At 39.1% G+C, this 13,621-nt stretch carries 9 protein-coding genes; 4 read left to right on the plus strand and 5 right to left on the minus strand.

The features are described from left to right. The first annotated feature begins 62 nt into the window (after positions 1 to 62). The 4 genes from R2Q77_RS04665 to R2Q77_RS04680 all read left to right on the plus strand — a co-directional run bounded on the left by R2Q77_RS04665 (position 63) and on the right by R2Q77_RS04680 (position 4,890). Positions 63 to 1,121: a sugar kinase gene (locus R2Q77_RS04665; RefSeq protein WP_316802542.1), complete on the plus strand. Its 1,059-nt coding sequence runs from the start codon at positions 63 to 65 to the stop codon at positions 1,119 to 1,121. After that, positions 1,111 to 1,773 (plus strand): bifunctional 4-hydroxy-2-oxoglutarate aldolase/2-dehydro-3-deoxy-phosphogluconate aldolase, encoded by a 663-nt coding sequence (locus tag R2Q77_RS04670; RefSeq protein ID WP_316802543.1) that lies wholly within the window; start codon positions 1,111 to 1,113, stop codon positions 1,771 to 1,773. Before R2Q77_RS04665 ends, R2Q77_RS04670 begins: the two co-directional genes overlap by 11 nt. 23 nt (positions 1,774 to 1,796) lie before the next feature. Next, a complete protein-coding gene (locus R2Q77_RS04675; RefSeq protein ID WP_316802544.1) occupies positions 1,797 to 3,167 on the plus strand; it encodes an MFS transporter in 1,371 nt (456 codons plus the stop codon). 97 nt (positions 3,168 to 3,264) lie between these two features. Further along, positions 3,265 to 4,890, plus strand: a complete 1,626-nt coding sequence (locus R2Q77_RS04680) for an NADP-dependent glyceraldehyde-3-phosphate dehydrogenase (protein ID WP_316802545.1) — start codon at positions 3,265 to 3,267, stop codon at positions 4,888 to 4,890. A 72-nt stretch (positions 4,891 to 4,962) separates the two neighbouring features. Here the strand turns inward: R2Q77_RS04680 and R2Q77_RS04685 are convergent, their stop codons facing one another. The 5 genes from R2Q77_RS04685 to R2Q77_RS04705 all read right to left on the minus strand — a co-directional run bounded on the left by R2Q77_RS04685 (position 4,963) and on the right by R2Q77_RS04705 (position 13,587). After that, positions 4,963 to 5,730, minus strand: coding sequence for a rhamnogalacturonan acetylesterase (locus R2Q77_RS04685; RefSeq protein ID WP_316802546.1), 768 nt, complete (start codon positions 5,728 to 5,730; stop codon positions 4,963 to 4,965). A gap of 2 nt (positions 5,731 to 5,732) precedes the next feature. Next, positions 5,733 to 6,758, minus strand: coding sequence for a pectinesterase family protein (locus R2Q77_RS04690; RefSeq protein WP_316802547.1), 1,026 nt, complete (start codon positions 6,756 to 6,758; stop codon positions 5,733 to 5,735). A 111-nt stretch (positions 6,759 to 6,869) separates the two neighbouring features. After that, a complete protein-coding gene (locus R2Q77_RS04695) occupies positions 6,870 to 8,468 on the minus strand; it encodes a DUF4957 domain-containing protein (protein ID WP_316802548.1) in 1,599 nt (532 codons plus the stop codon). A 14-nt stretch (positions 8,469 to 8,482) separates the two neighbouring features. Beyond that, a complete protein-coding gene (locus R2Q77_RS04700) occupies positions 8,483 to 10,330 on the minus strand; it encodes a RagB/SusD family nutrient uptake outer membrane protein (protein WP_316802549.1) in 1,848 nt (615 codons plus the stop codon). Positions 10,331 to 10,347: 17 nt separating this feature from the next. After that, positions 10,348 to 13,587, minus strand: coding sequence for a TonB-dependent receptor (locus tag R2Q77_RS04705; protein WP_316802550.1), 3,240 nt, complete (start codon positions 13,585 to 13,587; stop codon positions 10,348 to 10,350). Positions 13,588 to 13,621: the final 34 nt, after the last annotated feature.

Here is a 13,621-nt window from a genome sequence, read left to right on the forward strand (position 1 = left end):
TTTTCCTTTAATTTTCAACCCACTGATGAGAATGGGTCGAAATACGCCGTTTAGAGATAAAAATGACTAACCAAATATCACTCCTTTCAAAAAAAAGAGAAAAAGTTTTAAGCTTCGGAGAATTACTTTTACGCATCTGTCCGGATATGGATGGACAATGGCTTAAAGAAAATAAACTGCCCTTCTATGTGGGTGGCGCAGAGCTTAATGTAGCAACCGCACTTGCACTTTGGGATGTGCCTTCTGCTTACTTATCGGCCGTGCCCGATCATTCTGTTGCGCATGAAATTGTAGATGAATTATCGGCTAAAAACATCGATGTTTCTAATATGATATTTGCTGGCGACAGGCTGGGGTTATATTATTTGCCAAAAGGAAAAGACCTTAAAAATGCGGGTGTTATTTACGACCGTGCAAATTCTTCTTACGCCAGTTTGCAGATCAATCAAATCAACTGGAATGAAGTTTTTGAAGGCGTAAGCTGGTTTCATTTTAGTGCAATTTGTCCGGCCATAAGCCAATCCGTGGCCGATGTGTGTTTAGAAGCCGTAAAAGTTGCCGCCGCAAAAGGAATAACCATTTCTTTAGATTTAAATTACCGGGCAAAACTTTGGAAATATGGTAAAGAACCGATTGATATTTTACCTCAACTGGCTCAGTATTGTACATTGATTATGGGCAATGTTTGGGCAGCAAATAAAATGCTTGGAATTGCTTTGCATGATGATTTAACAGCCGATGGCGGTTATGCAAAGGAAACGTTACTGCAACAGGCAACCAATACTTCAAAAGAAATTATAAGTTTGTTTCCGGCATGTAAAGCGGTAGCCAATACTTTCCGTTTCGATCATGGTAAAGGCATAAAATATTCAACGGCCATTTATACCAACAACGAATTAACACGTTCAGCAACGTACATTTCTGATGAAATTCTGGACAAGGTTGGCAGCGGCGATTGTTATATGGCCGGTTTAATTTATGGTTTCTATAACCAGTTGCCCGTGCAGCAGGTAATTGATTTTGCAACTGCCGCAGCCTACGATAAATTATACATACCAAGCGATGCCACAACCAGTACCGTTACCGATATAGAAAAAAGAATTATACGTGATGATAAGTAACAAGCATAAAATTTTAGATGCCATTTTAGAACAAGGCATGCTTCCTCTTTTTTACCAGGATAGTGAAGAAGGAAGTGTAGAAATATTACGCACTTTGTATAAAGCAGGCGTTCGTGTTTTTGAATATACCAACCGCGGTAAATCTGCATTGCCCAATTTTAAAAAATTAAAAGAAATCAGGGATGCCGAAATGCCTGATCTTTATCTTGGAATAGGAACCATTAAAACACCAGCCGATGCCCATGCTTTTATCGAAGCAGGCACTGATTTTATTGTTGCGCCAATTGTAAATCCTGCAGTTGCAGAAATTGCAAACAAATTAAATATGCTCTGGATTCCGGGTTGTATGACGCCTACCGAAATTAGTGTTGCACAGGAGCATAAAGCCATGCTGATTAAAATTTTTCCTGCAAATATTTTAGGACCGGATTTCGTATCGTCCATTAAAGATTTATTTGCCGGACAATTGTTTATGCCGACGGGCGGAGTAGAAATTGACGCATCGAATTTAAAATCCTGGTTTAAATCAGGCGTTTGTGCCGTGGGCATGGGCAGTAAATTAATCAGTAAAGAGGTTATGAGCAAAGGCCTTTATGAGGAATTGTTTGACAACACAAAACTGGCGCTGGAATTAATTCAGCAGAGTAAATAAAACCTAAACACCAAACTAACCAAATGAACCAGGAAAAGATTGGTAAATACAGATGGACCATTTGTGCCCTTTTGTTTTTTGCCACAACCGTAAATTATTTAGACAGACAGGTATTGAGTTTACTTTCGGGTAAGCTTGAAACCGAATTTAACTGGACCAATAGCGATTACGCTAACATTACTGCGGCATTTCAATTTGTATATGCCATATCCATGCTGTTTGCCGGAAGGATTATAGATAAACTGGGTACGAAATGGGGTTATGCCGTTGCCATTATTGTATGGTCTTTAGGCGCAATTTTACATGCAAAAGCCATTCCGGTGGGTGGTGCAATTTCTTCTTTATTAGCCTTAGTAGGAATATCAGGAATTTCAATTTCAGTATTGGGTTTCATTGTTTCAAGAGCCGTTTTAGGTTTTGGAGAATCAGGAAATTTTCCTGCAGCCATTAAAGCTACAGCAGAGTATTTCCCTAAGAAAGAAAGATCATTAGCAACCGGTATTTTTAATTCAGGGGCAAACGTCGGTGCAATTCTGGCACCTGCAACGGTACCTTATATTGCCGAAGCATGGGGCTGGGAAACCGCCTTCCTAATTATTGGTGCTGCGGGCTTTTTATGGCTGATTTTTTGGTTTATTTTTTACGATAAACCTGAAGAACAAAAACGTTTACATAAAGCAGAGCTTGAATATATATTATGTGATACCGACCAGAAAGTTATCGTGCCAACAGAATCAGAAAATGAAGCAAAAAAGGTTTCCTGGTTTCAGTTACTGGGCTATAAACAAACCTGGGCTTTTACCTTTGGCAAATTTATGACTGATGGTGTTTGGTGGTTCTTCCTTTTCTGGTTGCCATCTTATTTAAAAGCACAATATGGTATGGAAGGTACATCAATTTCATTGCCGTTATTTGTATTGTACAGCATGACGATGATTGGAAGTATTGGCGGTGGCTGGTTTCCGGCATATTTCCTTAAAAAAGGGTACAATGTTTACGAAGGCCGTATGAAAGCCATGTTTGTAATTGCCTTGTTTCCATTGGTTATTTTATTGGCCCAGCCATTAGGGCATTATACCTATTGGGTTCCGGTAATTTTAATCGGTATTGGTGCATCTGCACATCAGGCCTGGTCTGCAAATATTTTTACAACCGTTTCAGATATGTTTCCTAAAAAAGCTGTTGGTTCCATCATCGGAATCGGCGGTATGGCCGGTGGTATTGGCGGTGTAATTGTTTCGAAAGTAGGAGGTGCATTATTTGATCACTATAAAACATTAGGCCACATTCAAACAGGTTATACCATTATGTTTGCTTTTTGCGCCGTTGCTTATATTATTGCGTGGGTAGTTATGAAATCATTGGTGCCTAAAATGAAAATTATCGAACTTTAAAAATAATAGGGCATTGTATATGCAATGCCCTATTTCTTAAAATAAATCTATACTAAAACCATAGATTAACCGAACCATTAAACTAATAACAACCAAATTGAGTACAACACTAAATCTCGACGATCTCTTCGTCGAAGAAAGCCAGATTCCGGATGAATTCCGGCTTTCAGAAGAAATCAACCAGAAAGAGTTTCTCTCTAACGGAGAAATGAAACCCTGGAACGGACCCTTTAATGAAGTTTTTTCGCCTGTTTGTGTGAAAACACCCGAAGGTTTAAAGCGAAAACGCATTGGTAGTTTTCCCGTTTGCACGGAAAAAGAATCAACAGAAGCCCTGGACGCTGCGGTAGCTGCATATGATAACGGGCGCGGACAATGGCCTACCATGAGTGTTGCCGACCGGATTACCTGCGTAGAAAATTTTACGCATAAAATGATGGAGCAAAAGGATGTTGTTGTTAAGCTGATTATGTGGGAGATTGGCAAATCTTTTGCCGACTCGGTTAAAGAATTTGACCGTACTGTGGAGTATATTTATGCAACAATTGATGCCTTAAAAGATGTGGACAGACAATCCTCACGTTTCGAAATTGAACAAGGAATTATTGCCCAGGTACGTCGATCGCCGCTTGGGGTTGTGCTGTGTATGGGGCCGTTTAATTATCCTTTAAACGAAACCTTTACCACTTTAATTCCTGCCTTAATTATGGGCAATACGCTTTTATTCAAACCACCTAAACATGGTACGTTATTACATTACCCTTTGCTTGAGGCTTTCCGCTCAAGCTTCCCTAAAGGTGTGGTTAATACCATTTATGGCCGCGGCAATACCATTGTGCCTGGTTTAATGAAATCGGGTAAAATTAACGTATTAACATTGATTGGATCGAGTAAAGTGGCAAACGAACTTAAAAAACTTCACCCAAAAGTTAATCGTTTACGCGCAATATTAGGTTTGGATGCTAAAAATGCAGCCATTATTACTAAAGATGCGGATTTGGATCTTGCTGTTTCTGAAACGGTTTTAGGCTCACTTTCTTTTAACGGACAGCGTTGTACGGCCATTAAAATTGTTTATGTGCATCGCAGTTTAGCCCAGGAATTTTTAAAACGTTTAGCTGCAGAGGTAGAGAAGCTTAAATTTGGGATGCCTTGGGAAAAAGGAGTGGCCCTTACCCCGCTTCCTGAATTGAATAAACCCGAATATTTAAAGGAATGTATTGATGATGCCGTGGCGCACGGAGCAAAAGTAATAAACAAAAATGGCGGCAAATCGCTTGAGTCTTTTGTGTATCCTGCAATTATGTATCCGGTAAACAGCAATATGAAATTGTATCGCGAAGAACAATTTGGCCCTGTTATTCCGGTTGTGCCATTTGATGATCTGGAGGAACCTATAGAATATTTAATTGGGTCGCCGCATGGGCAACAAGTGAGTATTTTTAGTAATAATGCAGCGGTAATTTCATCACTGATTGATCCTTTGGTTAATCAGGTGAGCCGCGTAAACATTAATTGCCAATGCCAGCGTGGCCCCGATGTATTTCCATTTACAGGGCGTAAAGATAGTGCCGAAGGTACACTATCGGTAGTTGATGCCCTACGCTCGTTCTCTATACGTTCTTTGGTGGCAACCAAGCTTACGGATAACAATAAAAAATTGCTGAATGAAATTGTAAGTGATAATGATTCCAACTTTTTAAGTACAAAATACATTTTCTAAAACGGGCAATTGCCTCAATAAAAAAGGTCACCATGAATATTTCACGGTGACCTTTCTGGTGTTTGTGCTTTTCTATTTAAGTTTCTTTGCCAAATCCAGCTTTACATCTTTAATGCCTTTTACCACTAAACCCGCTATAGTTTTAGCACCCTCAGGGCTTAAATGGGTATTGTCTTTTTTTCCGGTAGGGTAATTTACATTTCCAGAGTCGACATAGTTAAACAATTTGATTGAAGGCTGATCTCCCAGTTGTTTTAGCAAGCCTTCAGTCATAGCCAGCATATCAATTAAAGGCACTTTTAACGAATCGGCAACCCGCCTGGTTACAGCAGGATAATCGCCATGTGTATCGGTAAGTTCGCCTTTTTTAAAGCTTCTTCTTGCAATAGGCGTTAACAAAACCGGAAATGCCTTTTTGCTGCGGCTTTCATTTACATAATAAATGAGGTTGGATTTAAATTCTGCCAAAGAGGCGCCAACAGCAGGTTTATCCGTTTTCTCATCGTTATGGCCAAACTCTATAAATACATAATCACCAGCCGATAATTGATCTGCAATGGGTTTCCAGTGATCGGTAGTTTTACCCGTTTTGTCATTCACATCTGCTTTAAAAGATTTTGTACTGCGGCCATTTAATGCACGGTTATCTACGCTAACTTCATCATTGAAAAAGGCCTGCAATTCCATACCCCAGCCCGTTTCAGGAAAAGCTTTGGGTTGTTTATTTGCGGCGGTAGAATCGCCAATAATAAATAGAGTTGTTTTCCTTTGAAAAACAGTAAAGGAAGCTAAGGTAATTAGTGCCACAGCGGCCACAGCCTGGAGAAATTTTATGTTCATGTTTAACGTTTTGAGTGAAATGATTTGCCTGGGTTCCAGCCATCAGAACCGCCTAAAATGTTTAAAAAAGTATAAGATTTAAATTCCTGATCTGTTAATTGTTTCGCCCATTCAGCTCTTAATTTTTGATTTGCACCTGCGCCCATATTTTTATATTCTGCATACAAAGCAGTTTTTTCTTTATCCGGAAACATAGCATCTCCTTTCCATGGATTCCAGCCTTGGCTGGTAATATGCGCGCCCAATTCGCATTTAATAAATACAGTTTTTGCGTAAGGCCGCCATGGGCGACCAAGAAATACTTTTTTTACAGATGCATCTGCTATGAGTTTGCAGTTAAAAAAAACAAAGCCGAAAGGCTGACGCGACGAAGTAGCCGCTGCTGTAATGTAAGAATCGGCTAAACTTTTTATCGTACAGTTTTGGAATATAACCGTTGCCTTACCGAAAATAAAGTCGGTTGTGCCTTCTATAAAACAATCTTGGTAGTATTGCCGGCTGTTTTCGGTTGCTGCAAATAAAGTATCCTGATAGCCCAATATTTTGCAGTTTTTTACTGTAAAACGATCACCTTCCGTATGTAAAGCCACCGCCTGGCCAACCTTTCCAGCTGTATTTGCTATTGTTAAGTTTTCAAGGGTAACGTCGTCAGCTTCAACCAGCATGGTGTAGGAAGTATAGGTGGTTATTTTTTCTTTTCCAAAAATGTCCTTGCCTGCAGGATTTATTTTTCCTGAATAATCATCATAGCTGATGATGGTATTTTCTGCACTTTCGCCAATTAAAGCCATGTTAGTTTTCCAGGAAGGAATAACTATCTTTTCATTATAGGTGCCATTTTTAATATAGATTTTAATTTCTTTTTCACCTAAATCACGGATAGAATTAATGGCTTCCTGTATGCTTTTGTAGTTCCCGCTTCCATCCTGTGCAACCGTAATTTCGGCAGGGTAAGAAATATTTTGAGCAGCAACGGTGGAGGCAACAAGAAATAAAAACAATAAGGTTTGAAGGGCTTTAGCTTTCATTGTTAAACAGGTGTTTTAACCAAACTTAAGTACAGAATTTAATAAGATAAATAATTTGTCAAAAAAAATGGCAGATAAATTTTATCTGCCATTTGGGATGTGATTATACAATTAATAGGTCCATCTCGGATCGCCGATTGCGCCACCACCAGAAGAGGCGGTTAACAATGGAGAATCTGTTGGAAGTTTAAAGTTTGTGGTTGTGGCTGTCCAGCCTAAGTTTAAGGTTGTAGTTGCAATTGCTGCTGCCGGGAAAGCCAAAGTGCCATTTGAGCCATCCGTTAAATTAAAAGCGTTATTGTTATTCAGGTTGGTAGATGAGGTTGCGTTGATTAAACCGGGTACTATTCCTGACCTTGGAGAATTTGCAATGATTGAATTTTTCATTGAAAAACTAACCGGATTTGAACCGGATGTTAAAAATAGATACATACTTGAGGCCCCAAAATTATTAAAGGTGCAATTGGCAAAGCTAATTGATGGTGCTGTTGAAACAACCGTTGTGCAATTGACCAAACCTGGAGAAAAGTTATATAAGGTACTTTTTGTTACCGACAGCGATTTAAACAATAATTTATTTAGATGGAACATGTAATAGTTATTTACAGTTACGTCATAAATTAAACATTTGTTAAAGCTAATATCGCCAATGGTATAATTGTTTACGGTAGAGCGGTCGCCCCTAACAATTCCGGTTCCAATTCCATGTATTTTACAATTATCAGCCGAAATATTGGTAAAGGCTGCTGCAGCTGCATTAGAACTTGCGCTGGTTAAATCGGCAAAATAAGTAGCCGAATAGGTGGTGCCGTCAAAATCAATGCCTGCAACTTTAAGTCCTGCGCCTGTTCCTAAAAGTGTAAATCCTTTAAAGTTTACTTTAGTTGTTGCTGGATTATTATTAATTGAACGTAATGTAATTGTTTTTCCAGATAAGGTAACAGCCGTTGATAAATTATAAGTACCATCGGCCAAACCAATAACAGCTTTATCAGCTGCATTTGCCAGTATGGTTGCTAAATTATCTGCCGGACTAACCTGCAGGGTATACACAACTGTTTCTAAAGTGGTAAAGGTTAAATAACCATAACTCTTTGTGCCTACAAAAATTTCTCCTGCATATTTGGTATTAGGTGTTAACCCTGTTGCCACATAGGTTTTTGCTAAAATATCAGCGGCAGTTAAAGTAATGGTTATCGCTGCCCCGGTTGCCGGTGTTAAAACAATTGTTGAGCCCTGCGGAAGCGTTTTATAAAAAAGAGCAACAGTGGTTTCTCCGGGGTCGGTTAAGTCATCTCTAAACAATTGTGTGCCAACAATAGAAAAGGCCGAACTAATCAGGTATTTTGATTCCGGCACATCCGCAGCCGAAGCTTTAATTCGTGCATAATACTTTGTTCTTAAACTTAGGTTTGCTTCTGTTACGCTTACTCCGGTTGTATCAGATGTGGTGGAATATTTTATAGTGGAGAACAAAGAATCTACTGAAAAATCAACATTATATGTTAGTTTTTTCCCGTTTGCTAAAAGTGGAGCTGTCCAGGTTAATTTTGCTGATGTTTCTGCTGTTGTAACTTTTACATCTCTTGGTTTAAAACTTCTTGCTGTTTCTCCCGGTTCGTCTTCTGTTTTTTTGCATGCTGTAATAACAATTGCCATGCAGCATATTACAGCAAGTTTCAGGCAAATTTGATTTATAAATTTTTTCATAACCAATACTTTAATTAGTAACCATAATTTTGAACCATAGCTGTATTGTCGATTAAAACCGTTTTAGGATATGGAAAGAGTTCTTTTTTATTCGCTTCAAAATAGAGGGCAAAACCAGTAGAAGTACTGGTAATCATATTATCCTCAGTAAGAGATTTTCTCCAGTTTTTTACCGTGTAACCACTGCCACTCGGTGCACTCGATGTACCTAAACCCGGCGTAATGAATACATTGTTGGGTGTACCACCATAAAGATCTAAAGTAGCTACTTCCTGTACGCTTGTTCCCTGTAAGTAGGTACCTTCTTTAGCATAAATGTAATCCGGTATCCCTGTATATTGTCCTGTTCCTGCAATTAGCGCACTTAGTTTTGTACGGGTTTCGGCAAACTTATTAGCCATTAAATTCCAGCGGATTAAATCATATTTGCGTACCCCTTCTCCACCAAATTCTAATAAACGTTCTTTAACAATTGCATTAAAGAAACCTGCCTTATCGGAAGGAGTTGCCGGAATTTGAGTTTCAAAACCTGCATAGGCTCTTTTTTGAACTTCTTTCAAAGCATTAGCTGCTGTAGCCGACGGACTTCCGTTAATTTCATTATCCGCTTCTGCATACATCAATAAAATGTCGGCAAAACGCAATACCGGCCAGTTTACCGCAAAGTTTTGCGATGCAGATGAACCGTTAAAGGCTGTCCACGATTTACGGAATTTTCCATCCGTCATGTTGTTTAAAGTATTGATAATTTTTTTAGAGGAAGCCACAATTTCAAACACACCAATGGTTACATCACGTCTGCAATCTTTTGAAGGATCAAATTCATAAAAATAAGTTGGGATGGCATTCATACCTGCACCGCCAGAACCGAAAGTAGAGGCTGAGTTGAAACGAATCCCGTTGTAATAGCCCAGTTTACTGTCCGTAGAAGCATTACTTCCAAAAGCGGCCACCTCAAATATTAATTCATGTTTATCATCCACACGTGTGCCGTGCAAGGTTTTAAAAATATTTTCGTAAACCGGATTTAAATCGTGATCGCCACGGTGGTTCATAATATCCAAACACTCATCGAAAGCAACCTGATAAAATTTTAAATAATCTGGTCTGCGTTCCATGGTGTGGGTTTCAGTTCTTAAAGAATACCCACCTCTTGCCAATGCAATTCTTGCTCTTAAACCTTTAATGGCTCCTTTGGTGAAACGGAAACTGCCGTATTCAGTTAATGCACTTCTCCATGGCACTAAATCTTCCGCAACTCTAAGGTCGGCAATAATCTGGTCGTAAGTATTGTCGCGGTTAACATTAGGCATATTGGTTGATGGAAGCTCGGCAGAAGGAACAAATGCTGCTGGTACATCGCCCCAGTTTCTGATTAATTCGTAAAAAAATTGTGCGCGTAAAGCCAATGCTTCGCCTAAGTATCTTTGCATAAGTGCTTTATCTGCTGCGGATCCATTGAGGTAGGCTTTAGATAAGGGAATATTTTTGATGCATAAATTAGCCCTTTCTATACCAGAGTATAACTGGGCAAAAGGGTTGGCTAACTCCGTGTTATCAGAACTGGCTCCATACATGCTTACGCCACGGCGGTCAGAAGAGCTATAACTGCCCGAAGTTTTAAAATCATCGGCCGTTTGCGGGTATATGGTAGAAAGCCTGTTGCCATATCCATTATCTCCGCAAAGCCTGTTATAAACACCAATAAGTGCAGCGTTTGTTGTGCTTGGGGTATCAAAAACCAATTCAGGGGTTGTACTGGATGGCGATTCTACGTCTAAATATTTTTTACAAGAAGAGGTTAAACTTAATGCTCCAATAGCCACCACCATTAAAGCAAATTGTATCGTTTTATTTTTCATTTCTGTTATGCTAATGATTAAAATACCAGATTAATACCGGCAAGAATGTATCTGCTGCGAGGATAAGCGGCATAATCAACACCAGGTGTAAGTGGGTTCGATCGGCGTGTATTGGCCTCCGGATCATAACCTTTATAACCCGTTATGGTGTATAAGTTGTTTACGGTTCCGTAGATTCTTAATTTTGAAATAAATCCGGTTCTTTTCATCAAACTCTGAGGTAAAGAATAACCAAGCGTAACATTACTGATTCTAAGGAACGATCCATTTTCTATCGCATAAGAAGTTAAGGCATAGTTTCCTGTTGTTGGGGTCCAAAGTGTCGTATTTTCGTTCATTGCGGTTAACAAAACCGGATCGGTAACTTTAACACCATTGTCGTCAAAGTTTTTCCAGCGGTCTGCCATAACCGATAAAAGGTTATTGTCCTTAACATTATATTGCGAAGTAAATTCAAGCTGGTTTGCATTGTAAACTTTGCTGCCAACCGAAAAGTTAACAAAAACGGTTAAATCGAAATTTTTATAAGCAAACTGATTGTTAAAACCACCCGTAAATTTTGGTTGCGAGGTTCCTAAAACAGTTCTGTCATCATCACTGATCAGCATACTCGCCGAAGAAGAAAGCTTTTTAACTTTCATATCACCCGGCTGCGGTGCCCTGTTGCCTAACAATACCGAACTGTTTGGGATATTTGGTTTAAGCGTATAGGTATAAACACCTGTCGTTGTATTTTGCACAGAAGTAAAATCGTCAACCGTGTATCGTCCATCAGATACAAAGCCATAGAATTGCCCTACAGGCTGACCAACTTCTACTTTAAAATCGCCTAAGCTATTTACCCACCCGGATTGAGTGATGTAAGAACTTACACCGTTTTGCAGCTCAACGATTTTATTTTTATTAAAGGAAATGTTGAAACTGGTATTGTAAGTAAAGTCTTTGGTTTTAATGGCCTGATAATTTAATTGCAGCTCAAAGCCTTTGTTTTGTGTTTTTCCTACATTTTGCTGTTGTGTACTATAACCCGTAGTTGATGCAATGTTTGCATTTAGCAGAAGGTTCTTTGTTCTGTTATCGTAATAATCCAAACTTAATGACAGCTTGTTTTTTAATAAGTCTACATCGATACCGGCTCCTTTTGAAATATTCGTTTCCCAGGTGATGTTTGGGTTTGAAAGTACAGTTCCACTTGATGAGCCAGAGATTAAACCGGTTGATACTGAAGCATCGGTAGCGGCATACCCGCCAATTGTGGAGTTTGAATAGAATAACGTTCTGAATAAATCTTGTCCAATTCTATTGTTTCCTGCAGCACCATAACTTACCCTAACCTTAAAATTATCAAGCCAGTCTAAGTGCATGTTTTTAACAAATTCTTCTTCTGTGGCTCTCCAGGCAATTTGCGCAGAAGGGAAATAACCCCATTGTTTACCTGCTGCAAATAAAGAAGAAGCATCTGTTCTGAAGTTTACCGTAGCCAGGTACTTATTTTTAAAACCGTAAGAAGCTCTTCCAAATAAAGAGAATTGTCTCGTTCCGGAAATTAATGAAGTTGGTTTATCCTGTACGGAGCCTGTGGGCGGTTCAGCCTTTTGAATACTTCCAAAAGCCTCGTCGGCAGAGATTCCAACCGGAAACCATTTTATCGTGCTGCTGTTCGATTTAAGATCGAGCATATTAATCTCCTGTCCTACCAAAAGGTCTAAACTATGATCCTTTCCTAAAGTTGGTCGGTAATTTAAGGTATTGGTATTGATAATGGACTGTTGATTTGAATTATCAAGCTGAATGGCAGGTAAACTTCCATTGTTGCGGCCAACATTACTAACCGGGCCATTAAATGTATTTACTTTTCTATCCGTAAAATTCATACCAATGGTACTTTTAAACGATAGGTTTTTTAAGATTTGATAAGAAACATAACCACTGCTGATCAGGTCGTTTCTATAGTCATATTTTAATTCCTGATTTGCTAAAGTAATAGGGTTGGTTAAAAAAGTTGTCAGGTAATCCGCATCGAATAAATCACCTGAATCTCCACCGCCCGAATAAGGTTGATAACGCACGGCGTTTCTTAAACGATTTGTTCCTTGCGAGCCTGTAGAAGATGTTCCAACCCCATCAATGTGCTGGCGGCTGTAACGAACATTTACACCCATACGAATCTTATCTGAAATTTTGTGGTCAAAACGGAAAGAAGCAAAGGTTCTTTTATAACCCGAATTCAGCATAATTCCGTCTTCACCCGTATTGTTTACAGAGAAATTAAAAGTTGTTTTCTCCGTACCGCCCGACACGCTCAATACTTGTGTGTTGCTCCAGGCCTGGCGACCAAAAACTTTGTCTTGCCAATCTATTTTTGGAATGTTTTTATAAATATCTAAATCTTCGAAAGTGCCATATTTTTTGGTAAAATCATCTTTAACTGTTTGAGCCGTATTGTTGTTATATAACTCATACTGATATTTTACAAATTCATAAGGATTCATAACATCCAGCTTGTTCACAATTTGTCTGGCTCCGGCATAGGTATCAAAAGAAACAATTGTACGCCCGTTTTTACCACTTTTAGTGGTAATGATCACTACGCCATTTGCCCCCCTGCTACCATAAATAGAGGTAGAAGCTACATCTTTTAGTACATCAATGGATTGAATTTCGTTAGGAGATAAAATAGAAAGTGCATTTTCTACCTGTATTCCATCCACAATATAAAGCGGCGAATTATCTCCCGTTAAAGAACTTCCTCCACGTACTTTAATTACTACTTCTGCACCTGGGCTACCTTCAGTTGTAGTAACAGAAACACCTGCAAGCTTGCCTGCAAGGGCCTGTGCAGCTGTGCTTACCGGAAATTGCTCAATATCTTTACCCCCAATTGAAGAAACAGAACCTGTTAGCGCTTCTTTTCTTACAGATCCATAACCAATGTTTACAGTAACCTCCTGTAATGTATTGGCGTCTTCTTCTAAGCTAACATCCAATTTAGATTGATCGCTTACGGCAATGCTGCGCGATTTATAACCAATATAAGTAAAGGTTAAAATGGCGCCTTTTGCAGGAATGCTTATTTTGTAAGCACCATTTCCATCGGTACTGGCGCCAACTTTTGAATCTTTAATGCTAACACTTACTCCAACCAGCGGTTGCCCGTCTGATTTATCTTTTACTATACCTGTTACCTGTTTGCTTTGCGCAAGTGCCAGGCCGGCAGAAAAAGAGAGAAATGTTAATACGAGTAAAACTCTTCTCATAATCGTTTATTTATTTTGAAATTAATTTGGTTTC

Source organism: Pedobacter nototheniae (assembly GCF_032678625.1).
GTDB classification, from domain to species: Bacteria; Bacteroidota; Bacteroidia; order Sphingobacteriales; family Sphingobacteriaceae; genus Pedobacter; species Pedobacter nototheniae_A.